The sequence below is a fragment of the Acinetobacter haemolyticus genome (assembly GCF_003323815.1).
GTDB lineage: Bacteria > Pseudomonadota > Gammaproteobacteria > Pseudomonadales > Moraxellaceae > Acinetobacter > Acinetobacter haemolyticus.
This window is the reverse complement of the sequence record NZ_CP030880.1, coordinates 3118719-3143093: the sequence shown is the minus strand read 5'-3', so window position 1 is coordinate 3143093 and position 24375 is coordinate 3118719. Positions and strand designations below refer to the sequence as shown.

Annotated in this window: 20 protein-coding genes; 10 read left to right on the top strand and 10 right to left on the bottom strand. The window is 39.7% G+C overall.

Annotated features, from left to right (window positions below; genetic code table 11):
* Window positions 1-45: 45 nt before the first annotated feature.
* From DS737_RS14535 to DS737_RS14525, 3 genes are all read right to left on the bottom strand, one after another.
* The gene (locus tag DS737_RS14535; RefSeq protein ID WP_113997830.1) at window positions 46-1182 is read right to left on the bottom strand and encodes a hypothetical protein; all 1137 of its coding nucleotides are present in this window, start codon (window positions 1180-1182) and stop codon (window positions 46-48) included.
* A gap of 211 nt (window positions 1183-1393) precedes the next feature.
* Window positions 1394-2806: a hypothetical protein gene (locus tag DS737_RS14530; RefSeq protein ID WP_005083897.1), complete on the bottom strand. Its 1413-nt coding sequence runs from the start codon at window positions 2804-2806 to the stop codon at window positions 1394-1396.
* A gap of 556 nt (window positions 2807-3362) precedes the next feature.
* Window positions 3363-4058 carry a DsbA family oxidoreductase gene (locus DS737_RS14525; RefSeq protein WP_113997829.1) on the bottom strand — a complete coding sequence of 232 codons (696 nt, stop codon included), beginning with the start codon at window positions 4056-4058 and terminating at the stop codon, window positions 3363-3365.
* Window positions 4059-4234: 176 nt separating this feature from the next.
* Here DS737_RS14525 and DS737_RS14520 point away from each other — a divergent pair, with 176 nt between their 5' ends.
* Together DS737_RS14520 and DS737_RS14515 are read left to right on the top strand one after the other, a co-directional pair.
* Complete coding sequence (locus DS737_RS14520) at window positions 4235-4984, top strand: hypothetical protein (protein ID WP_113997828.1); 750 nt, start codon at window positions 4235-4237, stop codon at window positions 4982-4984.
* Between the two features lie 115 nt (window positions 4985-5099).
* Entirely contained in the window at window positions 5100-6905 is a 1806-nt protein-coding gene (locus DS737_RS14515) for an ABC transporter ATP-binding protein (RefSeq protein WP_113997827.1), read from the top strand.
* Between the two features lie 78 nt (window positions 6906-6983).
* Here DS737_RS14515 and DS737_RS14510 read toward each other — a convergent pair whose 3' ends face one another.
* On the bottom strand, window positions 6984-7685 hold the full coding sequence (locus DS737_RS14510; RefSeq protein ID WP_113997826.1) for a YidX family protein: 702 nt from the start codon (window positions 7683-7685) through the stop codon (window positions 6984-6986).
* A gap of 301 nt (window positions 7686-7986) precedes the next feature.
* Between DS737_RS14510 and DS737_RS14505 the strand changes: the two genes are divergently transcribed.
* Window positions 7987-8499 (top strand): hypothetical protein, encoded by a 513-nt coding sequence (locus DS737_RS14505; RefSeq protein WP_113997825.1) that lies wholly within the window; start codon window positions 7987-7989, stop codon window positions 8497-8499.
* A 69-nt stretch (window positions 8500-8568) separates the two neighbouring features.
* Here DS737_RS14505 and fadA read toward each other — a convergent pair whose 3' ends face one another.
* Complete coding sequence (fadA, locus tag DS737_RS14500; RefSeq protein ID WP_004876444.1) at window positions 8569-9741, bottom strand: acetyl-CoA C-acyltransferase FadA; 1173 nt, start codon at window positions 9739-9741, stop codon at window positions 8569-8571.
* Between the two features lie 12 nt (window positions 9742-9753).
* Window positions 9754-11907, bottom strand: a complete 2154-nt coding sequence (gene fadB / locus DS737_RS14495; protein WP_017395829.1) for a fatty acid oxidation complex subunit alpha FadB — start codon at window positions 11905-11907, stop codon at window positions 9754-9756.
* Between the two features lie 395 nt (window positions 11908-12302).
* Here fadB and lpxO point away from each other — a divergent pair, with 395 nt between their 5' ends.
* The 4 genes from lpxO (at window position 12303) to pgsA (ending at window position 16770) form a co-directional block, all read left to right on the top strand.
* Window positions 12303-13217 (top strand): lipid A hydroxylase LpxO, encoded by a 915-nt coding sequence (lpxO, locus tag DS737_RS14490; RefSeq protein ID WP_004637663.1) that lies wholly within the window; start codon window positions 12303-12305, stop codon window positions 13215-13217.
* Window positions 13218-13377: 160 nt separating this feature from the next.
* Window positions 13378-15177 (top strand): excinuclease ABC subunit UvrC, encoded by a 1800-nt coding sequence (gene uvrC, locus DS737_RS14485; RefSeq protein ID WP_113997824.1) that lies wholly within the window; start codon window positions 13378-13380, stop codon window positions 15175-15177.
* A gap of 105 nt (window positions 15178-15282) precedes the next feature.
* On the top strand, window positions 15283-16080 hold the full coding sequence (locus DS737_RS14480; protein WP_005087992.1) for a thioesterase family protein: 798 nt from the start codon (window positions 15283-15285) through the stop codon (window positions 16078-16080).
* Window positions 16081-16185: 105 nt separating this feature from the next.
* Window positions 16186-16770, top strand: coding sequence for a CDP-diacylglycerol--glycerol-3-phosphate 3-phosphatidyltransferase (pgsA, locus tag DS737_RS14475; RefSeq protein WP_005087994.1), 585 nt, complete (start codon window positions 16186-16188; stop codon window positions 16768-16770).
* A gap of 237 nt (window positions 16771-17007) precedes the next feature.
* On the opposite strand, the gene DS737_RS14470 is transcribed toward pgsA, so the two are convergent.
* Complete coding sequence (locus DS737_RS14470; RefSeq protein WP_017395823.1) at window positions 17008-17775, bottom strand: IclR family transcriptional regulator; 768 nt, start codon at window positions 17773-17775, stop codon at window positions 17008-17010.
* A gap of 434 nt (window positions 17776-18209) precedes the next feature.
* On the opposite strand from DS737_RS14470, the gene DS737_RS14465 reads away from it, so the two are divergent.
* The 3 genes from DS737_RS14465 to DS737_RS14455 all read left to right on the top strand — a co-directional run bounded on the left by DS737_RS14465 (window position 18210) and on the right by DS737_RS14455 (window position 21570).
* Window positions 18210-20303 carry an FUSC family protein gene (locus DS737_RS14465; RefSeq protein WP_113997823.1) on the top strand — a complete coding sequence of 698 codons (2094 nt, stop codon included), beginning with the start codon at window positions 18210-18212 and terminating at the stop codon, window positions 20301-20303.
* Complete coding sequence (locus DS737_RS14460; protein WP_004637672.1) at window positions 20296-20502, top strand: DUF1656 domain-containing protein; 207 nt, start codon at window positions 20296-20298, stop codon at window positions 20500-20502. Before DS737_RS14465 ends, DS737_RS14460 begins: the two co-directional genes overlap by 8 nt.
* 66 nt (window positions 20503-20568) lie before the next feature.
* Window positions 20569-21570, top strand: coding sequence for an HlyD family secretion protein (locus DS737_RS14455; RefSeq protein ID WP_113997822.1), 1002 nt, complete (start codon window positions 20569-20571; stop codon window positions 21568-21570).
* A 1-nt stretch (window position 21571) separates the two neighbouring features.
* Here the strand turns inward: DS737_RS14455 and ruvX are convergent, their stop codons facing one another.
* From ruvX to recN, 3 genes are all read right to left on the bottom strand, one after another.
* Complete coding sequence (gene ruvX / locus DS737_RS14450) at window positions 21572-22015, bottom strand: Holliday junction resolvase RuvX (RefSeq protein WP_005083865.1); 444 nt, start codon at window positions 22013-22015, stop codon at window positions 21572-21574.
* The gene (locus DS737_RS14445; protein WP_004637675.1) at window positions 22008-22562 is read right to left on the bottom strand and encodes a YqgE/AlgH family protein; all 555 of its coding nucleotides are present in this window, start codon (window positions 22560-22562) and stop codon (window positions 22008-22010) included. The genes ruvX and DS737_RS14445 overlap by 8 nt, the downstream gene beginning before the upstream one ends.
* A gap of 114 nt (window positions 22563-22676) precedes the next feature.
* Window positions 22677-24338, bottom strand: a complete 1662-nt coding sequence (gene recN, locus DS737_RS14440; protein WP_113997821.1) for a DNA repair protein RecN — start codon at window positions 24336-24338, stop codon at window positions 22677-22679.
* Window positions 24339-24375: the final 37 nt, after the last annotated feature.

The following is a 24375-nucleotide window of genomic DNA, read 5'->3' as shown; positions in this document are numbered from 1 at the left end:
ATAAGTCTAAAGTTATCCACAGTAATGTCTAAAAAATCATCTTCGTTAGAATAAGGTCTCAAGACGGAGGAAGGTACTCACATAATGATTACGATCTTCACGATGATCATTTAAATAGCTCATATCACCTTGTACATAGAACCATTCACGCCATAGCGGTTGCCGCCATGATACAAATGGGCCCCAGCTATTTAAACGTAGATCATTATCGTTATAGTAGCCCCCTGTATAGATGCCATAATTAAATCGATTATGTGCAAAGAATTGATGTTCTCGAAAGGTACGGTTATCCCATCTGAGGTCATCATCTTGTTTATCTGCATAAGTAAGGCTGAATTGATTAGACAAAAAGGGTTGATTCGGACGAGCATGAGTCAATTCTAAATTTGTGCGTAAATAATTTTCACTTCTACTGCCATAACGATAGATTTGTTCAGCATTAAAATAAAAATCATGCTCCAATTCCCAGCGCTTTTCAGCTTTCAAACGTAAATAAAGGTCGTCTCGTGAACGTAAGCCGATGTCTGCATCTGTTTCAAAGGGAAGTTTTTTAGAAAAGTTAGACCAACGTAATGCGATTGAGCTATTGCTGTCTCGGCTTTGTTTAGAATCAAATCTTTTGTCCGAGTCTTGATTACTCTGTTGGTTAGTATTACCAAGATGATTATTAAATTCATCATCCAAGGAGTCATCACCAAAAACCAAACTTAGTCGTTTTTCCAGAGTCGGTAATTTGATTTTACCGCGAATACGAGGTTTGACCTCGTAGCTATCGTATTCATTCCAGTAATTATCAAGCATGACGCGAATTGTTGCTGAAGCTGGTTTATCTGGATCAATTTCACCAAACCAATCATCAATTTTCACTGACGTGCGATCTGCCCATTCACGAATATAGCGTTGTTTTTTATCCACCCAAGTCTTATCTTCTGTTTCCTTAATGGGTGGTACGATAGGTTGGTTCGATTGCTCAGGGAATACCGTCGGTGTTGCATCCACCCATTTGGGAATATAGCCTAACCAGCTTTCTGTTGGTACTGTCTTAGGAGCAGATGTTGGATTTTGTTGCTGCACAATCGTATCCAAATCTGTTTCTGCATAGCAGATATTGATCGCAGCCAAAGATAATGTTGCGAAGCAATAAAATAAAGGTGTTGATACCGTTCTGATAGAAATTGCCATAATGTATGCTTTATATATTGTTCTTGGTTTCACTTTTGATGATTCATCTGTCAAAAGCAAGTTACAGAAACAAAAAACAGCAATTTAATTATATAAAACAAGGAAAAGGGCGGAGTAAATATATTTCTCGGCCCTTATTATCATCCTTGGTTAGAAGGTGTAAATGATCACGGTGTCAATACAATAAAACCATAAAAATAGGTACTGTTCTTTAAGAAGACTCAGAGATCGCACTATTTTCTAAAGCTTGATATAAATCGTGTACTGAGATGGGTTGCGGTAAACGACTAATCGCTTGGCGAATCAATTGCCAGGTATAACCATCTGCTCGATCTAATAACAAATAAGGATAAGCCTGATCTTCACTGGACAGTTTGACGCGTTCAGCGCCATGAATCACACGGATTTTATGACGTTCTCTTAATAAGATAACTGGTGTGAAAAAGGTGGCGGCAGTTTCTTCAAATGGAATGAATTTTTGTGTATTGATAAATGATGCCGGAATATAAGGATAAGCACGTTGATCACGTTGCCATATCAAGCTGCCATTCATAATACATTCATTAAATAAGCTTTCATGTTGATGATAATGCTGTTTGAAATTTCTCCAGCTGGTTTGGTGGATAGAGCTGGTTTGAGTATGTTGTTGGTTGGTATAGGACTGCAAGATAGACGTTGCATATTCAGTATTATGTGTTCCTACCAAAACCACATAATGTGAAAATTGTCCTTGAGCATACAGTTGCTCAGCAATAAAAATCTGTGTGGACTCCCAAACAGGTTGGGCTTCATTTTCCGCTTTGAGATATAACCAATCAATTTTGATGTTCTGATCCATCTCGTTGTGCATATCAACACGATATAAGGATGGAAAATGGCGAGCATTGACGCGTTCTAGGCGACAGAGAAAGCCATCTAAATTGAAATCATTTAGAGTTACAGGTTTCGCTTTGTTGAGATTGCTAGGACTACGATAAGATGATTTGATAGTCGATGGTGTACCAGCGTGACTCTTGGTGGTGATTGGCTGAATTTTTTCTTGAATGATTGCGTCAAGCTGAGATTTGAATTGCTCTGTTTCTTCTCGGATTACCGATAAGATATCAGTTTGAGCTTGGTGATTTGTATTTGAAGATGCTTGTATAGGTTCTAAAACAGGAATCAGCGTTTCAAGTTCATGATCTGTTTTTATATATTCACTGGCATGGTTTTTTAACCATTGTAATGCATCATGGGATGATGGCATCCATGGGCTTTTCAGAAAAGATAATGCTGGACGAATCACCCAAACTTGCCAAAGTTGAGCTTGTCGTAATGCAGCCCACCCCATATCTCCAGAGGCGAATAATGCATTTTCAACACGACCCATAAAGTTATAGGTGCCTCGATATGTCATGGCAAAACCATGGTGACTCAACTCTTCGTTGGAAAACTCTTCATTTTGAATAAATGCCTTGAACGGTGTAATTTGATCTTGAAAAGTAGGATCGTCGCAAGATGCGCAAATATCTTTAATTCGTTGTTTTGCTTTCGCAATTTCAAACAGTGATGCTTTATCATCACTGAGCCCCTCAATCAGACTTTTGAGCTCATCAACCAAAAGTGCTTTCTCTAATACGTCCATCTATTGTTTCCTTAGAGATAGGCTTGAGCCTGTTCAAATAATAAATTAACCGTATAAATCGCAATGGATATACATTTTTTAAGTCAAATTGGTTCTGTTTTTCCATGTAAAAAGTGATTCACAATAGTGATCAATCGTCTGGTTTTAGAACAACCATAAAAGCTGTAAAAACTTGTATTTTCATCACAAAAGATGTCACTTTATGACAATTATAGAAGAAAAAAAGTCAAAATCTATAGTCTGATAGTTAGCAAATACTCTCATTTGGCTAGGTGAAATAGAGATGCTGTTCATGCTTTATCCTTGAAAACAAAAACATTTTAAAAGAATAAATCGGATAAACAGATGATCAAATAGAAATGTATCTGTAAATTTATGACTAAGTTGTGAACAGTCTCACATATCAAAGATAAAAAAATTAAACAAATAAAAAATAAATTTACGCTAATAGTGATTGTTATAGTTAAAATACTGAAATAAAAAGAAAATATACTGATCTGTATAGAAGCAAGCAACGGTGTTACTTGTTGCTTGCTTATGGTTTAAACCACAATAATTATGGTTTTATTTCACATTGATCATCCTGACATTGGGCTGTCTCGGTTGATTCCACTTGCTGTGGAGCTGTAGATTGAGCTTGTTGTAACGCCTGTAAGAAAATTTCACGTGGTTGAGCACCTGAAAGCGCAAGTTTTTGATCAAATACAAAGAAAGGTACGCCTGTGACATTTAATTGTTCACGTGCAATTTTTTCATCATGACGAACAAAATCAGCCAGTTCATCTGAGTCAAGGACGTATTCCACTTCAGCATTATCCAAACCAATGCGTGACGCAATTTCTTCGACCACTTCACGTTCACCAATTGCCAAGCCTTCAGTCATATAAGCATAGAAAAAAGCTTCTTTTGCTTCGTTACCTAAACCTTTGCTTTGCGCCAAGTGAATGATTCGATGGGCATTGAAACTATTACCAGAATTGGCTTTCTGCCATTGGAAATCAATACCTTCGGCAGCTGCCATGGTTGCAATATTACGTTCCATTTCTTCCATTTCGGCAAAAGTACGACCATATTTCTGAGCTAAACGTTCGGTATTTGATGTGTCATGCTTTGCTGGGGCATTTGGATCAAGCTCAAAGCTATGCCAATGAATATCGAGTTCAATTCCAGCTTCTTCTGCAACATGTTCAAGACGTTTTTTACCAATATAACAAAAGGGACAAACGACGTCCGACCAGATATCTACGCGCATGGTGTTATCTCAATAATGATCATTACATCTGATAATAAGGGTGATCATGTTGAATTTAAAGCGAACATTATGTAATGCTGCATTACAAGGACTGAAATAAAAACATCTAAAGGTAGGTTGTTAAACGGATTAACATCAACTTTAGAACTAAAAATATAATTAAATTTGGAGATGATATGCGTCGTTTGTTGATATTTTTATTCATTATTATTGTCTGTATTGGTTCATTTTTTTTCTATCAGGATTATATAAAACAGCACCGACTGAATAATCAAAAAATGTTTGATGTGGTGATGGCTGAGAAAATGCGTGAACTCTATGATCAGGCTCAAGATTGGTCAACGCCTGTAGAGTTTGATGTGCATGATGATCGCTTATCTGGTGATTACCAAAAAATGTCTGCGTTTTTACTAGGATACTGGATGCAAAATGTCGAAGCTCGAAATCATTATTTGCGTGAGTTAAAAGCAGCGAAATGGGATACTTTTCTAGACGTTGAACGATTAGATCGAGATCGTACAGGGAATTATAAAGAAACAACCCAGATGTTCGTTGAGGTACGAAATGCTTCAGTACAATATGAGCAACAGCGCCAGAAAATTTATTTGGATTCACTAGAACAAGTCAAAAAAATGTCGATTCAGCAAGATTTACGTCAAACTCTACTCACCAAGTTAGAAAGTAATCTGGAAATTGATTCAAATGAGGATATCTTCTCAATTGAACAGCAAATTATAGAAAAGGCCCAAGCGATGTTTGATTTATTGAAGGCACATCCATGGCAAATAAAAAATAAAATGATTCTGTTTCATGAAAATGCACCTGTGAAAAAATTTAATACGCTCTATCAGGAGGTACTTAAACTAAACAGTCAGATGAATAAAATTAAGAAAAATAATACAGAAATTTTGGAAGAAGCACTTTAGTTTTATCTGGATGTTTCGTGTCGTTGCGTAGGTCTGTTTCAATGGATGGAAAATGATAACAATCTAATTGCTAATCAGATTTATAGAGGTATTGAGGAGAATAGACGTTAAAAATATGAATTTATGGCAACTTTTTACTAAAGTTAGACCCTTTGTTGCGCCGTATAAGTTATTGGTCATTGTGACTTTAATATTCACTTTGGTTGGGGCAATTACGGCGCAAGTAAATGCTTTAACTTTACAATACGCAGTTGATCAAATTAATCGTTTAGTTGAAGCCGGAGAGGGACTTGCTGAAGGTTGGTATATTTTAGTAACTATTAGCGTTATTTTGCTCACAAAAGAAATACTTAGTACATTGATTCAGTTTGGCCAAAAATTATTTGGTGAACGTCTAAGAATTATGGTGTCCCAAGATGTAGCACAAGCAATCATCGAAAAATTTCTAACTTATCGGCTTTCATTTTTTACTCAAGATGATAATCAAGCAGGAAAATTACAAACCCGTATTGACCGAGGTATTGGTTCGATTACACGTTTGATTCAAATCTTCTTCATTGACATTCTTCCATTGTTTAGCAGTGCAATTTTGGCATTGGCATTAATGTTCTATGCCAATTTCTGGATCGGGTTAGTTGCGCTGTGTATCGTACCGATTTACTTCTGGTTGACTTTTAAGCAGGCGCAAAAGTTAGGAGGTGTAAGGCGAAGTTTGCGTGATGGCCGAGAACGTAAAAGTCAGGGAATTCTGAGTATTATCAATTCGATTACGGTGATTAAATCTTTTAACCGTGAAAAAGTAGAGGCTGAAAAGCAACTGATTTTACAAAAGCAACTGACTGATAATCAGATGCATACCCGTCAAATTAGCTTTATTTTTGATGGAGTTAAAACCTTTACCGAACAAATTGGCATAGTTTTTATTATTATCCTGACCGCATATTTTGTTTTGATTGGAGACATGAGCATTGGAATGATCATGTTTCATATTTTGTTATTTAACAATGTTTCGGCTCCGATTCGTTCCTTGCACCGCATTTACGATGAGGTCAACGATGCTATGATTTATGCGGAAAGTTTTTTCCAAATTCTTCAAGCTGATGATGAAATCGAAAAGTCAGGGCAGCAAAAACCATCACTCTTGCGTGGAAAGTTTGAATTAAAGCAGGTTGATTTTTATTATCCCAATGGTTATCAAGCACTCAAGAATATTAATATGGTTATTCAACCCAATAAAATTACAGCTCTAGTTGGACTATCGGGTGCAGGAAAATCAACGTTAATTAGTTTATTAGACAAATTCTACGTACCACAATCCGGACAAATTTTGATGGATGGTATTGATCTGAAAGATATGAATACTCAATATTTACGAGATCATATTGGTTTGGTATTGCAAAAAAATCATATTTTTCAGGGCACCATACAAGATAATATTTGCTATGGGAAAATGGATGCTAGCGAAGAGGAAATTATTCAAGCTGCAAAAAAAGCCTCGATTCACGAGCAAATTCTAAAATTACCAAAGGGTTATCAATCCGATGCATTGCTGTTGTCGGGTGGTCAACAACAACGTATTGCAATCGCACGTATGTTTTTAAAAAACCCTCCGATTATCTTCTTAGACGAACCTACCGCCAGTTTAGATGCGATTGCTACTGAACAGATTAAACAGAGTTTGGATGAAATCAAACAAGGGCGAACCGTGATCATTATTTCGCATAGTCTTTCTCAGATTATTGATGCCGACTATACCTACGTAATGCAGGATGGTGCGATTGTTGAACATGGTGAACATCATCAACTTTATCATCAGCAAGGGGTCTATAAAGATATTTTTGATGCGATGGCGAAAAGTTTAAATATCGAAAAAATTGCCAAAACTTTTGACAATGAAGGTGAAGAAGAGACGCATAGTTGATGAAATAAGATGTTCATTTTTTAAGGTTGGGTCTTTAAGTTGATTGATCACACAGACTTAAAGACCATTTGTTCAATCTTAATCAAAAATCTTTTCGGCAGCTTGGAACGGCAGGCTGACCACATCAATTGCAACAGCAAAAGGCAATAACACTAATTTCTCTAATGGATTCAGACTAGATCGAGATTTATAACTTTCTTGTTTTTGCGTATAAATGGTGACTTGATAAGGCTTGCTTAATGCTTTTAATGAACTGAGGTTATTTGCGGTAGGATAGACGACACCAGCAAGTTTTATATCAAAACAAAAACGTTGTGCTTGCATACGTGTATCACTTGAAGATGAACACTCTTTTGCACCATTTTCAATAAAAAACTCTAAGTCTTTTTTACTTAAATCCTCTTTGAGTTTGACATAAGAAATGGGCAATGTTCCTGAAAAATGACCGTCATTTTTTTCAGAAAAGAAATTTAGATCACGAGTGATTTGAATGTTCTTGGGATCTAGCTTATTGATAATGGTCGCAAACTGACTGCCACCTTGGGTCAAAATATAACTATTTTTTTGACCTGCAATCACAATACTATCTCTTGGTAAATTGGCAGTTGCTTGTGCTGGTCGTCCAAACGCCACAACATTGTCTTCAACCAAAGTAACTTTTGCTGTCCGTGTATACGTTTTACTGTCTTTGGTGATTAGGGTTTTGGTGGCGCAGCCTGCTGATAAAAAACTTCCTGTTATTGCCAATGCAATCGTTGTTTTCGCCCATGTAGATAGCATTTATTTCTCCTAATCCTGTGAAATCGAAATTTTAAAAAAATTAATGTTTATAGTCGCAACAAAATGATAATAATAAAAATATTGACCAAATAAGATCTCTTATAACAAATGTATTTGTTTTTATAAAGATTAAATTAATTTGATAATTACATTCAATTTTGATCTTTCGGTCAAAGTTTTATTGATATTTACCGTTTATCTGAGCCTTACTGAATCAAGTCGAACTTTGTTGTAGCCTATTATTAGATGCTTTCATTTAACTCATTATATTTCTATTGAGTGACTGATTTTGGAGCGAGCCATGAATTTTCTAAAACGATCAGCTTGTATCGCCGTATTGATTGCTATGGGGCTACCAACGGTTCAAGCAAATGACGTTGTGACATTGCCAACCATTAAAATCATGGCCGAATCTGAGCTGCGTGAAGAGGTTGGCTTTATTCCGTTTCAAGAAGATGAAAAAGTACGTGAAGCATTGCAACACCATATTTATAAAGTACATAGCGATATGCAGAATGCTGGTGTAAATGAGGGGATGACTACAGTCAATTATCAGCCTAAAACGGCTGAACCAGATTTATCTCAGCTTTCACCAATATTGCAGCAATATATTTTAGCTGTGGCAAGAGGATTTCAATCGTCTGATCCAACCACAGGTGTATTCAAAATGTTAGAACCTTTGAATATTGATCGAAATAATATCATGGGCATCCGAGATGGAACGATTAAGATCAATATGGATGATATTTTGAAATTGCAAAAGCAAATTGAAGATGGGTTGAGAGGGCAACAAAACCAGTTTTTCATACCCTAAGATTTGAAATTAGCTTTAAAAAAGAAACCCCGCATTAAGCGGGGTTTCTTGTTCTCACGTGTTTAATTCTTAAACACGTTCGATAATAGTCGCGATACCTTGACCAAGACCGATACACATGGTCGCAAGACCGATTTGTGTATCTTGTTGTTCCATCACGTTCAACAATGTTGTTGTGATACGTGCACCAGAACAGCCCAATGGGTGACCCAATGCAATCGCACCACCATTCAAGTTGATGATGTCTTGTTTGTCATAAACACCTAGACCTTTCATGACTGATAAGCCTTGAGCAGCAAACGCTTCGTTTAACTCGATCGTTTGGATGTCAGCCATCGTCAAACCAGCACGTTTAAGCGCTTTTTGAGTTGCTGGAACTGGACCGTAACCCATGATCGCAGCATCACAACCTGCAATCGCCATAGAGCGAATCACAGCACGTGGTTTCAAACCAAGCGCTTGAGCACGTTCAGCAGACATCAACAACATTGCAGATGCGCCGTCAGAAAGAGCAGATGAAGTTGCAGCTGTTACTGAACCACCTTTAGGATCGAAAACTGGTTTCAATGCTTGGAACGCTTCAAGGTTTGCATCTGGACGAATTACTTCATCGATGTCGCAAAGGATTTTGAAACCATTTGCATCATGACCTTCAACACCAACGATTTCGTTTTTGAAACGACCTTCTTGTGTTGCAGCCCATGCACGACGGTGAGATTCAACACCGAAAGCATCTTGCTCTTCACGAGAGATACCGTTCATACGACCTAACATTTCAGCAGTTAAGCCCATCATGTTAGATGCTTTTGCATAGTGTTTAGATGCTTCAGGGTTAAGGTCGATGCCGTGCATCATACCTACATGGCCCATGTGCTCAACACCACCGATGATGAATACATCACCTTGGTTCGTTGCAATCTGAGCTGCCGCAGTGTGGATTGCTTGCATAGAAGAACCGCAAAGACGGTTAACAGTTTGACCGCCAGCAGTTTTAGGGATGTCAGCCAATAAACCAATATTACGAGCAATGTTCATACCTTGCTCTAAAGTTTGGTTTACGCAACCCCAAATTACATCTTCAACTTCGTTGGTATCAAACTGGTTACGAGCAACAAGTGCACGTACTAATTCAGCAGATAAACTGTCGGCACGTACATTGCGGAACATACCGTTACGTGATTTGCCCATGGCAGAACGAACGCCATCAACAATCACAACGTCACGTGGATTTAAAGTAGCCATTCACGTCGCTCCTTAACCGTAGAATTTTGTGTTGTTAGCAGCCATGTCACGCAACATCTGTGGCGCTTCATAAGCTTTACCTAAGTGTGCATATTTGTCGCAAAGCGCAACGTATTCAGCAACACCTGTTTGGTCGATGTAACGGCATGGGCCACCACGGAATGGAGGGAAACCTACACCCATGATCATCGCCATATCTGCTTCAGAAGCAGTTGCAACGATGTTGTCTTCTAAGCAACGAACTGTTTCGTTACAGAAAGCAAGCATCATACGGTCAATGATTTCTTGTGGATCAAATTCACGTTTTTCGCCAGTCACGAAAGGCGCAATGATTTCGTAAGCTGTTGGATCAACAGTTTTCGCTTTCTTACCTTTCTTGTCTAACACATATTTGTAGAAACCAACATCGTTCTTTTGACCAAGACGTTTTGCTTCGTACATCGCTTGGATAGAACCTTTGTAATCCGGCTTCATACGGTCAGGGAAACCTTCAGCCATCACTTCTGCACCATGTACACCTGTATCGATACCAACAACATCGATCAAGTATGCAGGACCCATAGGCCAACCGAATTTCGCCATCACATTATCAACTTGCTGGAAGTCAGCACCATCTTTAACGAGTAGGTCGAATGCACCGAAGTAAGGGAACAATACGCGGTTAACCAAGAAGCCAGGGCAGTCGTTTACAACGATTGGTGTTTTACCCATTTTCTGAGCTAGAACAACTGTGGTTGCGATTGCTTCATCAGAAGTCTTTTCACCACGAATAACTTCAACCAATGGCATCATGTGTACTGGGTTGAAGAAGTGCATACCCACGAAGTTTTCAGGACGTTGTAATGCTTTCGCAAGGCGTGTAATCGAGATTGTAGATGTGTTAGATGCAATGATCGTGTTTTCACGAACATGCTTTTCTGTATCTGCAAGTACGATTTCTTTAACTTTAGGGTTTTCAGTTACCGCTTCGATCACGATATCCACTTCTTTAAACTCATCGTAGCTTAAAGTAGGACGGATGCGAGCAAGGGTTTCACCCATTTGCGCAGGTTTCATTTTCTTGCGTTCAACTTGCTTTGTTAGCAAGCCATTCGCTTCTTTCATACCTAATGCAAGTTGTGGGTTACCAATATCTTTCATGATGATTGGAGTGCCTTTGCTTGCCGCTTGGTAAGCAATACCACCACCCATAATACCAGCACCTAATACAGCTGCTTGGTTTACAGGATGAGCACCTTTTTCATATTTTTTCGCAGTTTTCTTCACAACTTGATCGTTGATGAATAAACCGATAAGTGCGCCAGCTTGTGGTGTGATCGCAGCTTTAGCGAAACCTTGAGCTTCTGCTTTTAATGCGTCATCACGAGTTGAGCTTGCACCTGCTTGTAATGAATCAAGCAATAATTTTGGCGCAGGGTATTGAGCAGGGTTTGCTTTCGCAAGAACTGCACCTTTCGCCGTATTGAACGCCATCATTTGTTCAAGTGGGTTCAATTTGATTGCGTCTAATTTTTCTTGACGCTTTGCTTTCCAGTTTAAACGACCAGCAATGGCTTGTTTAACTAAATCAACAGCAGCTTCTTGTAGTTTGTCAGCAGCAACAACCGCATCTACCGCACCATCTTTAAGTGCAGCAGCTGGCTTCTTCGGATTCGCCATTGCCATCCATTCAACGGCATTGTCGATACCGATCAAACGGCTTAAACGAACGCTACCACCAAAACCAGGATAGATACCGAGTTTGATTTCTGGTAAGCCGACTTGTGCTTGCTCAGACATGACGCGGTAGTCACACACTAAGCACATTTCAAAACCGCCACCAAGCGCCATGCCATTGATAGCAGCAACTTTAGGGATGTCTAAATCTTCAAAGCTATTGAAGATCTCATGTACAGGCATAAGCCAGTCAACAATTGCTTGTTCACCAGCAGCGAAGTTTTCGCCAAATTCAGTAATATCTGCACCAACGATAAATGTTGATTTCCCAGAAGTAACAACTAAGCCTTTAATATCGTTATTGGCTTTAACCGCAGCAATTGCTGCTTGGAAGTCTTCAATGGTCGCACGGTTAAATTTATTAACCGACTCACCTTGTAAGTCAAAGCGGAATTCTGCAATTCCGTCCGCAAGCATTTGGACGGTAATGGCATTGCCAGCGTGGATCATGCCTGATCTCCTTGTTGTGGAGGATTCTAAGTTGATGTCATAAAGCTTATGCGCCGGTTAGGTCGCAAAAACGCTTCGGTAATCTTACGATAACTATATCTAAAAAGGGCATAACAAAGTTGTATCAAGCCGTGACGCAGTGGTCATCAATTTATTCTAATTTTCAGAACATATTGGAAATTCAAAAACAAAAATGTTTTTATAGGGGAGAATATAAAGCTTAGTTTTTGATTGTTATACATAATTATAAAATACAATTGTTTTATCTAATTAAAGTAAATTGGTATTGCATAATATAAATTTGCTAGAATAATAGGCTTGTTTTTTGAGTGCGATTTTGAAATTTGGTTATCAAACTAGCATTTGATTTTCCTTTAATAAAGATAGAGTAATCTATGATTAAGTGGATCATATTAGCGATTTTTATCATTTCTGCGCTGTATATTCAGCGCCGTGGTAAAGTAAAGCATTCGTTTTATCGTCAGTTTTTTGACCATTCTACGATTCTCGCGCCAATCAATTTTTTAATGTACATGTTTTCCAAAGTGCCGAATCAGCCGTATATCGACACGCAGCATTTCAAAGACTTAAAAGTTCTAGATGAAAACTGGGAAATGATTCGTGATGAAGCAAAAGCGTTGTATGACAAAGGCGGTATTAAAGCGTCCAGTACCTATGATGACTTGGGCTTTAACTCCTTCTTTAAAACAGGTTGGAAACGTTTCTACTTGAAATGGTATGACTCGGCGCATCCATCGGCAGCAGAACTTTGTCCGAAAACAACTGCATTATTAAAGACTTTACCAACCATCAAAGCCGCAATGTTTACTGAGCTTGCGCCTGATAGCCGTTTGGTACGACATCGTGATCCTTATGCAGGTTCGTTGCGTTATCATTTAGGCTTAATCACACCAAATGATGATCGTTGCTTTATTGATGTGGATGGTGAGCGTTACTCATGGCGCGATGGTGAAAGTGTAGTATTTGATGAAACTTATATTCACTACGCTGAAAATACCACAGACCAAAACCGTATTATCTTTTTCGCAGATGTTGAACGTCCGCTTAAAACACGTTTTATGGAAAAGTTTAATCATTGGTTTGGCAAAAAAGTCATGACTGCGGCAAGTTCTCCAAATGAAGCTGGAGATCAAACAGGTGGTTTAAATAAAGCTTTTGGTTATGTTTACCAAATTCGTATTAAAGCCAAAGCTTTGAAGAAGTCAAATCGTCAGTTGTACTACTTTTTGAAGTGGTTCATCATGTTGGGCTTGTTCTTCCTTATCTTTATTCGCCCCTATGTGTTTTAAGACATAGTTGAATCATTCATCGCTAATTTTTTCATATTTAGCTCTGAGATCTTATCGGTTTTCAGGGCTTTTTTATTGTTTAAGTTACAGTTCATCGGGACTTGAAATTCATCGATACAAACGACATCATCAAAAGCATTACTGATCATGAAAGTCTGCCGTGAATCCAAACGCACGTGAACACATTGAAAAAATACTTGCTCATATGACCCAATTGCCGGGCGTTTATAAAATGCTGGGCAAAGATGGAGAGTTGCTTTACGTCGGTAAAGCGAAGAATCTTAAAAATCGTGTATCGAGTTATTTTGTTAAAACCATTGAGCATCCAAAAACTCAAGCATTGGTTGCGCGTATATATGACATCGAAACTTTAGTGGTTCGCTCCGAAACCGAAGCACTATTACTCGAACAGAACCTGATTAAATTGCATCGACCACCGTATAACATCATGCTGCGGGATGATAAGTCGTATGTATATATCTTTGTTTCAGCAGATAAACCTTATCCACGGATTGCAAGTGGACGGGGAAAAGGCAAACATCAAATTGGTAAGTTTTTTGGGCCCTATCCAAGTGCTTATAGTGCCCGCGATACCTTATTAACACTACAAAAATTGTTTAATGTCCGTCAGTGTGAAAATAGCTATTTTTCCCAACGTAAGCGCCCTTGTTTGCAATATCAAATCAAGCGTTGTACCGCACCCTGTGTCGGTCTGATTAGCCCAGAAGACTATAAGGAAGATGTAAATAATTCGATTCGTTTTCTACAAGGCGATACCAAAGAGCTGAATCAGGAACTGATTGGCAAAATGGAGCAAGCAGCTGAAGCCTTAGAGTTTGAGAAAGCAGTTTTTTATCGAGATCGTTTGTCCTTATTGCGCGAAGTTCAAGCACAGCAAGCCGTTTTTAAAATTAAAGGTGAAGCCGATATTTTAGCGATTGCACACCAAGCGGGTGTTACCTGTGTTCAGATCATGTATGTGCGTAATGGTCAGATGTTGGGTGGAAAAAGTTATTTTCCAGATATGCTCGGGGATGATCTGGGGCAAATGTTGAGTGATTTTATCGCGAATTTTTACTTTCAAGTCGCGGATGAGATTCCGGTTGAGCTGATCGTAAATTTAGAGGTTCCTGATAAAAAGCAATTGGAAGAAGCCTTGCAACAGACCTTTAATAAAAAAATCCAGATCAAAGATAAGGTACGTGAAACACGGGCTGAATGGCAGGAGCTTGCACAAATGAATGTGCAACATGCCATAAAAGGGAAACTTAGCAATCATCTCGAATTAAATGAGCGTTTTCATCAATTAGAGCAGGTGGTTGGTCGCCCAATTGATCGTATTGAATGTTTTGATATTAGCCATACCATGGGGGAGGCACCGATTGCTTCATGTGTGGTCTTTGATCAGGGTGGCGCAAGAAAACGCGATTATCGACAATTTGCAATTCAGGATATTACGGGCGGAGATGACTATGCGGCGATGCGGCAAGCCCTGATTCGACGGTATAAGAAGAATATGTTGCCTGATTTACTCCTGATTGATGGGGGCAAAGGGCAGCTACATATGGCAATGGAGGTCATGCAAGAGCTTGAGTTGGATGCTTTTATGATTGGTGTATCTAAAGGTGAGGGACGTAAGCCTGGGCTAGAAACCTTGCATTTTACCGATGGAACCAAGATTCAACTTGCTGAAGACCATAAGGCTTTGCATTTAATCCAACAAGTACGGGATGAGGCGCATCGTTTTGCTATTACTCGACATCGTGCAAAGCGTGATAAACGCCGTAGTAGTTCAGTTTTAGAAGCCATTCCCGGATTGGGACCAAAACGCCGTCGAGATTTGTTAACCCATTTTGGCGGTATTCAAGGTGTGCTGAATGCCTCTGAAAAAGAGCTGACTTTAGTCCCGGGTTTGGGTGAGGTTATGGCAAGGACCATTTATAAAATTTTGCATGAGTGATTTGACCAATTGACCAAATCTTTCAATGATTGATTGATCAATGACCATTCACAAATGACTAAAAACATTCAAAGATAGAATCTATTGAAGATAAAAGGAAAAATGATGTCATTGCTTCCACTGTATCAACAAGTTAAGCAACAAGAAACGATTGATATTCCATCAGGATGGTTACAAGGTCGAACCGTATTTGGCGGACTCATTGCAGGACTAATGATCCAAAAAGCAATGGGGGTGGTCAACGATCCGGCAAAACAGCTTCTCAGTTGTAATGTGACCTTCATCGGTCCTGTACAACATGGTGCAGCAAAGCTCACGGCTGAAATACTCCGTGAAGGTAAGTCTGTAACGAGTTTGGAGGTTCGTTTGTGGCAGGATGATGCAGTGCAAAGCATTTTGGTTGCGAGCTTTGGTTCGCAACGTGAGTCCCGCATTCATGTCAATCATCTGCCACATGAGCCAGATTATCCATTGCCTGAAACCTTAGATAAAACGTTTTATATCGAAGGTTTAATGCCTGAATGTATGCAGCAATTTGAATTGTGTTGGGCTGAAGGTCATTATCCAATGGCAGGAAGTAAAGCGCCTGATTTTGGCGGTTGGTGTCGTTTTGCACCAAACCTGCATGCTGATCGGGAAATGCAGCTTGCGGACTTATTTGCATTAATGGATGTATGGCCACCAGGGGTGTTACCCATGTTTAAGACACCTGCACCAGCCAGTTCATTGACTTGGCAAATCACTTATATCCATCCGATTGCTCAAAATATTCAGGATTGGTTTAAATATAAGGTAACAACAGAGTATGCTGAACATGGTTACGCTACCGAATATGCTTATGTTTGGGATCGTGATCATCGGCTGATTGCGATCTTAAGGCAGACGGTTGCCGTGTTTGCCTAATCGACATTAGGCGGTATTTCGTATAAAGTTGCTTACAGATCGAAACAATCTCGGTACATCCTTTGCGCAATATGCAAATTTGATGCGAACAACATGGCGGTGTTTATGAGTACAGGGCGAATCCTGAACATTCCAAATATATTAACTTTGGCGCGTATTGCTCTCATACCTGTTTTTTTGGTAATCGCATATTGGCCACCAGCGATTGGCGCTGAACATCATGGTGGCATGCTACGTCATATCATATTGACAGCAATCTTCGTCCTTGCCGCACTGACCGATTGGTTTGATGGCTATTTGGCGCGAACATTGAACCAGACTTCTGCTTTTGGTCGTTTTCTCGATCCCGTCGCAGATAAGCTAATGGTGGCAGCAGCCTTAATTGTGCTTGTGCAATGGCAACCTACCATTTCAATGGCATTTGCAGCGATTGTGATTATTTCGCGTGAGATCACTGTTTCTGCTTTACGTGAATGGATGGCTGAGCTCGGGGCGCGAACCAATGTTGCAGTTTCTACAGTCGGAAAATACAAAACAGCATTCCAAATGATTGCGATCAGTGTGTTCTTGTTGAACTGGCAACCCTTAGAAATGTGGGCATACGCTTTGTTATATGCTGCGGTACTGTTAACGCTATGGTCAATGTTTATTTATCTGAAAGCCGCATGGCCGTATTTAAAGCAGCCTTAATCTTTCCTTTTTTGGTTGTTTCTTAAACCTTTCTTCGGGAAGGTTTTTTTATGCCTAGTTTGCGATTTTTTAGAATAAATATAAGAAAAAAGCCCATCAGTTGATGAGCTTAGTTCTCTGAGGAAAATCATGCTCTTTTGGGAGAGTATGCTGAAGAACAAAATCATAATATGAGAATTTTTGCATATTTTCAATCTTTAAAAATGTAAAAATTTTTAAATATTCTCATAATAAGTTTTATCCATTTTCAGAAAGTAAGGCAAACTTGTGTTCAATTTGTGCTGCATTATTTTGTAAAATCTCGATCAGTTTCTGAATGTTTAAAAAATCAAAGCGATTTTTTGAAGCGACTAAGGTGAGTGCAATGGGTGCTTCTTTGCTAGAAAAACGAATAGGTACTGATAGACCACAAACCATTGGGTCAATCTCACCTTGTGATAAATAGAAGCCCTGTTTTTTGATTTTTCGCATCTGTTGGGCAAACTCATCTAAGTCCTGGGCAAAACCCACCTGAGCTAGCTCTTGAGTGAACTGTTGATAATAGGCTTGGATGCGTTGTTTGCTCAAATGGGCAATCACGATTTTAGGAGAGGCGCCAATATAAACAGGACGAGGGCAACCTCGACCAAAAGACAGTAGCTCTGCTTCTTTAAAAGTTTCATGATGTAAATCAATACAATAATCATGATTTAAATAGGTCAGTAAGCAGCAGAGTTCAGTTTTATCCACGATATCGCGCATAAATGGAATACTGATCTGAACCAATGGGTCGGTGCTATGCGAAATATAATCTAAAACAGCGATTTTGGAGCCTAAAGTATAATCTCCTGAGGTTCCGCTAATGCGTTTAAGCATATCGGCAGAAACCAATTCTTTAAGATAACGGTAGGCAGTCGGCTTGGACAATCCAAGTTCATCACAAATGATATCGACATTGATGATTGGGCGTGTAACCGAAAATAAATCCAGCACAGTGAGAATCTTACCAAAACTCGAACTTGCCATGATGATGTGCCTACTCCTTAAAAAGAACGTGAAAATCAAACTTTTATTGTTTTATAACAGAAAAGCGTTGAGTCTGATATGGGCCTTAGAATTTGTTGGGCTCACCTGAATAAATCTAAAGCTGTCTGAGAAAGTTTAGTGAATTCAATAAAAATACGGCTATTAATCACATTAAATTATCAAATTATGATAATTGTGTTGACTAATTTATCATTTTTTGGAAAAATTATCCATGCAATGTCTTCATTGGATAATTATTGTGCTAAGCAGTGATTTCCATAACGCTGTCCACATTGTGCCTCATTTCAAATTAATCAGCTTAGTGTTCATCGGCTGTTTTGGGTTAATCCTAAAATAGGTTGGATGTGTTGTCTCTTGATTTATAAAGACCGCAATCTGATGAGCAAAAACTGACCTAGCATTGAGATATATACATGTTACTTAAACAGTTGTTGGCTTTTAGACCTAGCCGACTAGACATCATTTTTGCCTGCAAAACCTTTGTGGCAGGTATGTTGGCACTGTTTGTTTCATTTGAACTGGATTTGATTAATCCGATGTGGTCGATTGGAACCGTTTTGATTATTGCTAATCCATACTCAGGAATGGTGTCATCAAAATGTGTTTATCGACTGGTGGGTACTGTTGTCGGAGCAATTATTGCTTTGATCTTAACCCCTCATTTTATTAATACACCGTGGTTATTCACGATTATTTTGTCACTTTGGGTTGGCTTTGCTTTGTACGTTTCTTTATTGGATCGTACACCTCGTAGCTATGTCTTTATGTTGGCAGGGTATTCAACTGCGATGATTGTTTATAACGCTATTACTTATATTGATAGCTACAATATTTTTGATATTGCTTTAGCACGAGTATTAGAGATTTCGATCGGTGTCATTGCAACTGCTGTTGTCTCTGCAACGTTCTTTCCAGTACATGTTGGGGCGATGATTAAACAAAGAGTAAACAAGGCATTGCATGATCTAGAAAGCACGTTTGAGAATTTGGTGACCGTTCAGGAGACGCCTCAAGATTATACTCAGATTTTATCAGTGATTACCCGAGATGCCTCAGATATTCATGCGCTTGCTGTGCATTTAAATTATGAAAAAGGTGAGCTTAAAGGGATGACGAAACCGTTGCAAGAAATGTTGCATCAGGTTTCCCTCGTGGTGGCCAATCTAGTAGCACTTTCTCAACGTGTGAAACAGCTTGAACAGATGCAAATGGTTGAGCTTGCACCACATCTAGATCGAATTAGACAGCGTACTTTATTATTTTTAAAGCAAGAAAAAGCATTGCTCCCATCGGATTTACAAACGTTGCCGACAGGGTTTGAACAAGATTTTTCCGAATTAATTGCAATGGCAACATCCGAGCAGCAAGTTGTTTTGGGTGCTCTAAAAATGGATATCCGCCATTTTATTGCCAATATTTTGGCTGTGAAACTCATTTGGCAACACATTCAGCAAGGGAAAAAAGATATTCCAGCGGAAATTACCGCTATTAGTACCACCTATCCGAGTTTACATCGTGACCATGGTATTGCAGTTCGTGGTGGGATCAGTGCTGTATTAATTACTTTTATCGTCACTGGTGCGTGGATTATTTCAGGTTGGAAAGCTGGGTTTATGATGGCGCAGATGGGGGCAGTAACGGCATGTATTCTGACTGCCTTGGATAATCCAGTGCCTGTGTTGCGAATTTTTATTTGGGGCAGCTTGTTTTCAGCAGTCTTGGTCTTTTTGTATGCATTTGGAATTTTTCCACATGTGACACATTTTTGGCAATTGGCTTTGGTTCTTTTTCCTGTGTTTTTGGTTGCTGTGAGTATGATGGCAAATCAAATGTTGATGCCCGTTGGAATGGTGCTCGGTATCAACACAATGATGGGTTTGAATCTACATAATCAATACACCATGGATGCTGTGTCTTATTTAGACAGCTCCTTTGCGATGGTATTGGGTGTTTTGGTTTCATTGATTGTCATCGATCTGGTGAGAGCTGTTTCTCCAGATACCAGTGCAACACGTATTTTGGCTTTACATTATCAAGCCATGCGTCAAGCAATTCATATGGCTTACGGAAGTGACTTCAAGATCCACCTGCGCAGTATGCTAGATCGAGTGGGCGTATTGAATACCAAGATGGTACAAGATCTTGAGATAAAAACTTCGATTCAACATGCTTTGGTTGAGAGTAGTTCAATTGTTGATTTGGTTCGTTTGCAAGAAATTAGTCAGAAACTCCCTCAGTTTGAAACTTTGCAGAACCAAGTGAAGAGATTACAGCAACAATTGACTGATTATTTCAAAACCCAAGAAAAACGGTTGTCAGTGAATCACTTTCCAACAGAAATTGTTCAGCAAATAGAGCAATTGCAATTCATTTCCTCCGAAATTGAGGACGAGCAATTACGTCAACGTATGCGGATTTCATTGAACAATATTCGTGTCAGCATTGGACATATGCCTGCTGAAGAGATGTTCTCAACAATAAATGCTGTAGGTGTATCTCATGGGTGAAATAAATCTATATGGAATTTATATTCCGATTTTGTTGGTACAAGCCATTATTGCCTATGTGTTATTTAAGTTCTCTAGTCCGCTCACAGATCGTTTAATTGCAAAAGGTTGGATTGCCTTACCTAGCATTTTTAATCTGTGTTTTTACTTGGGACTATTGTTATTCGTACATGGATTGTTTGTTTGGTTGTGGGTTTAGTGGCTTTCACAAGTGCTCATTTTTGAAAATTGAATCAGTTAAGAATACGTACGAAAGGTGAAGAACATGAATGCATTTGATGTGCGAAAAGTTATACGTCCTGTGGTTTTGCTTCTCGCGATTTTGATCGCTGTCTATACAGTTGTGCATTTATGGAATTATTACAATGCATCGCCATGGACACGTGATGGACGTGTCCGTGGTGATGTGATTCAGGTCGCTTCGGATGTGAATGGTTTGGTTATTGAGGTTTTAGTTCAAGATAACCAGACGGTGAAGAAGGGACAGGTGCTTTTCACCATCGATGTGGCACGCCAAGCTTTGGATGTTGAGCAAGCAAAATCTGATTTGGCCAAAGCCAATGCAGGATTGGCACAAGCGCAGGCGAATCTGGCTGGTGCAAAGGCAAGCTTGGTTAAGACTGAGGCCAATATGAAATTGGCTGAAAAGAATGCGGCACGTTATGCGAGTTTGATGGATGGTGCGATCTCAAAGCAAGAGCAAGATCAAGTTTTTGCCGCGCGTGATCAGGCACTTGCAGAACGTGAGCAATTGACGGCAACGATCGAGCAGGCCAATGCTGCGATTCAACAACAACATGCGTTGATCGAAGTTGCTCAGAGTAATTTACATTTAGCACAATTGAATTTGCAGCGCTCAGAAGTGGTCGCACCTGCGGATGGGACTTTGTCAAACTTTGACTTGAGAGTTGGTAATTACGTGAAGGTTGGGCAGCCTGTGGCAGCACTGTTAGACCGTCATCAACTGTACGTGGTCGGATATTTTGAAGAAACCAAACTTAATCGGATTCATGTTGGAGACCAAGCGACTGTACAGTTAATGGGGGATAAACAGAAGATCCAAGGGCATGTACAGGGGATCGCTACAGGGATTGAAGATCGCGAACGTTCAGGAAGCTCTAATTTATTAGCAAACGTAAATCCAACTTTTAGTTGGGTGCGTTTAGCGCAACGTGTGCCTGTGAAAATTGTTTTGGATGAGCAACCGCATAATCCATTGGCTTTTGTCTCAGGACGTACTGCGACGGTCAGAATTATTGAGAAATAAGCTAAGGTGTAATTCCAACAGGATTGCGATACCAACTTTGAATAAGCAGTGCAGCGGCAAAGCTGTCTGCGGATAACCGCTTAGCTTGTCCTTTGCTTTGATAAAATTCGAGTTCTTCTCGTGCTTCTCGTGTAGTTAGGCGTTCATCTACCATCCAAGTGGTAATATTGGTTTGATGGCGTAGGCGTCTTGCAAACTTTCGAGCTCGGGCTGACAGTTCAGACTCACTGTCATCCATATTTAGGGGTAAGCCAACAATAAATAGATTGGGCTGCCATTCTTTGACGATTTTTAACAGTTGGTTCCAGTCGGGAATACCATCTTTCATGCTGAACAGTGGGAGTGGATTGGCACTTTCAATACTTGATTGGCCAATTGCCATTCCCATTTTTTGTGTTCCAAAATCAAAAGCCATAATAGATTGAGGGGGATTTAACTCAGGCATGACCAATCTCTGAGGCAAGCCAAGTACGATCTACGCCGATTTTTTTGTATGCCGCATCCCAACGATCACCATAGGGTAGATTGAAAATCAAATCCATATCAGAATCACAAATCAACCAGTCGCCACGTGCCATTTCTTCTTCAAGTTGATTTTTTGCCCAACTCGCATAACCTAGCGCGATCTGATAACGGCCAACACCTTCATTGTGTGCAATCGCATCTAAAATATCTTTGCTGGTGGTAATACATACATTTTCACCAACGGCTATCGATGAATGCCAAGTCGGTTGTCCAGTATGTAATACAAAGCCAGCTTCTGGACGCAATGGTCCACCCTGCAAAACTGCATGGGGTTGTACATTATCCGCATCAATTTCTAAATCATTCAGTAGCTCTTTGATCTGTAATTCAGATGGGCGATTGATAATGATGCCTTGTGCACCGTCTTCATCATGGCGTGCAACATAGATGACCGTATTTGCAAAGAATTCATCAGCCATGTCTGGTGGAGCAATGAGACAACGATGTGTTAAATATTGTTTCGTCACCTAGGCGGTTCTCCATCAAAAGATTGAGTTAATCTATGTATATAGGTTCTTTTTATCAACATACAAGAGTTAATCGGATTTCGCCAATCATTTTCTGATAATTTGTTGCAAAGTTCAGGTTGATTGGAATTTAAGTTGACGTAATTGCTTGGCGTGTTGCAGGGTTGTTTCGCTAATTTCTACCCCACCAGACATACGCGCGAGCTCTAAAATACGATGCCCTTCATCCAACTCAATGATGGTGCTACTCGCAGGATCTGTTTGTTGTTTTTTCACCAATAAATGCTGATCAGATTGTGCTGCCACTTGGGCTTGATGCGTAATACAAAGTAATTGGACGTGTTGAGCCAAATCAGCCAATAACCGGCCAACAACTTCAGCTGTTCCACCACTAATCCCCACATCGATTTCATCAAAAACTAACACCTCGGCTTCGGTTTTCTCTGCATTCATCACTTGCATGACTAAGGCGATACGGGATAATTCTCCACCCGATGCAACGCGTGCCAGCGGTTGCGGTGGAATCCCTTTATTCGCAGTAAAGAGCAGTTGAATTGTGCTCAGCCCCTCGGCATTGGCTTGTTCCATCGGTTCAAATTTGAACTCAAAATGTGCTTCTGGTAGCGCAAGAGGTTTCACTTGTTCAGTCAGTTGTTTAGCTAAAGGAATGGCAGCTTCACGACGAATTTGATCTAGATATTCGGCTTTTTGCACAAATGCTTGATGAGATAATTCAACCTGTTCTGCCAAAGTTTCAGGATCTTCAAGTTGATGTAGTTGTTCTAGCTCTTGTTGCCAGGTTTCATATTCTTGTTTTAATAATTCAGGTTGGGTGCGGTATTTTCGTGCCAAACGATGAAAGACTTCTAAGGTGGTATTTAGTTGTTCCATACGTTCAGGATCAAAACTTTGGCGGTCAATGAACTGACGTAGACTTGCAGTTGCATCGTCAATTTCACTTTGAGCATTTAATAATGAATTATAAATATTAGAAAGATGCTCACTACGTCCAGCATGAGATTCTAAACGGCGGATAATCGATGCAATTTCTTGGGTAATATTTTGCTCGGCTTCATCTAAGACATTTAAGCTATAGCCACAGTCCTGCATGATATGTTCGTGATGGCTTAGGCGATCAAACTCTTGTTCTGTTTCTCGATAATCCGTCTGAATGACTTCTTCGAGTTCTTCAATTTGTAACTCCAAACTTTGAATTTTTTGGATGCGCGTGGCTTGAGCATCTAAAGCTGCTTGATGTTGGCGAATATTATTTTGCCATGTTGCATAGGCATCACGCACTGCTTGAGCAGGTTCTGCAAAGTTATTGTAGCGATCTAACCAATGTTTAGGGTAGGGTGGTTCGAGTAATTGTTGCTGGCTGTGCTGACTATAAAGCTGAACCAGTAAACGTCCGATTTCTTTAAGTTCAGCTAAACTGCTCGGTCGACCATTGATCCACGCTTTACTTCGTCCTGTGGCAAAAACAACACGTCTTAAATGAATTTCCCCCGTGTCATCTTCAAGTTCATGCTCAGTCAACCAATGGGCTTCAGCACTGTCTGGTTGATAACTGAACACAGCGGTGACATCTGCCTTGTCAGCACCATAGCGAACATAGTTGGTATCGGTGCGTTCACCCAAACAGGCAGACAAAGCATCTAACAATAATGACTTGCCGGCACCTGTCTCACCTGTTAAGACATTGAAGCCTTGTTCAATGTCTAAAGCCAAATGGTCAGCCAGTGCAAAATTAATTAAAGTTAAATGGGTCAGCATGAATGCATCCAATGCATGAAATCTTTTGCTTAAAGAT

Excerpts from the sequence above, each read along its gene's own strand:
- recN (WP_113997821.1), bottom strand. The coding sequence starts at position 24,338 with ATGCTGACCCATTTAACTTTAATTAATTTTGCACTGGCTGACCATTTG.
- DS737_RS14515 (WP_113997827.1), top strand. The coding sequence starts at position 5,100 with ATGAATTTATGGCAACTTTTTACTAAAGTTAGACCCTTTGTTGCGCCG.
- pgsA (WP_005087994.1), top strand. The coding sequence starts at position 16,186 with ATGAGTACAGGGCGAATCCTGAACATTCCAAATATATTAACTTTGGCG.
- fadB (WP_017395829.1), bottom strand. The coding sequence starts at position 11,907 with ATGATCCACGCTGGCAATGCCATTACCGTCCAAATGCTTGCGGACGGA.
- DS737_RS14525 (WP_113997829.1), bottom strand. The coding sequence starts at position 4,058 with ATGCGCGTAGATATCTGGTCGGACGTCGTTTGTCCCTTTTGTTATATT.
- DS737_RS14455 (WP_113997822.1), top strand. The coding sequence starts at position 20,569 with ATGAATGCATTTGATGTGCGAAAAGTTATACGTCCTGTGGTTTTGCTT.
- fadA (WP_004876444.1), bottom strand. The coding sequence starts at position 9,741 with ATGGCTACTTTAAATCCACGTGACGTTGTGATTGTTGATGGCGTTCGT.
- DS737_RS14505 (WP_113997825.1), top strand. The coding sequence starts at position 7,987 with ATGAATTTTCTAAAACGATCAGCTTGTATCGCCGTATTGATTGCTATG.
- DS737_RS14470 (WP_017395823.1), bottom strand. The coding sequence starts at position 17,775 with ATGGCAAGTTCGAGTTTTGGTAAGATTCTCACTGTGCTGGATTTATTT.
- DS737_RS14510 (WP_113997826.1), bottom strand. The coding sequence starts at position 7,685 with ATGCTATCTACATGGGCGAAAACAACGATTGCATTGGCAATAACAGGA.
- ruvX (WP_005083865.1), bottom strand. The coding sequence starts at position 22,015 with ATGCCTGAGTTAAATCCCCCTCAATCTATTATGGCTTTTGATTTTGGA.
- DS737_RS14465 (WP_113997823.1), top strand. The coding sequence starts at position 18,210 with ATGTTACTTAAACAGTTGTTGGCTTTTAGACCTAGCCGACTAGACATC.
- DS737_RS14460 (WP_004637672.1), top strand. The coding sequence starts at position 20,296 with ATGGGTGAAATAAATCTATATGGAATTTATATTCCGATTTTGTTGGTA.
- DS737_RS14535 (WP_113997830.1), bottom strand. The coding sequence starts at position 1,182 with ATGGCAATTTCTATCAGAACGGTATCAACACCTTTATTTTATTGCTTC.
- lpxO (WP_004637663.1), top strand. The coding sequence starts at position 12,303 with ATGATTAAGTGGATCATATTAGCGATTTTTATCATTTCTGCGCTGTAT.
- DS737_RS14530 (WP_005083897.1), bottom strand. The coding sequence starts at position 2,806 with ATGGACGTATTAGAGAAAGCACTTTTGGTTGATGAGCTCAAAAGTCTG.
- DS737_RS14480 (WP_005087992.1), top strand. The coding sequence starts at position 15,283 with ATGTCATTGCTTCCACTGTATCAACAAGTTAAGCAACAAGAAACGATT.
- DS737_RS14520 (WP_113997828.1), top strand. The coding sequence starts at position 4,235 with ATGCGTCGTTTGTTGATATTTTTATTCATTATTATTGTCTGTATTGGT.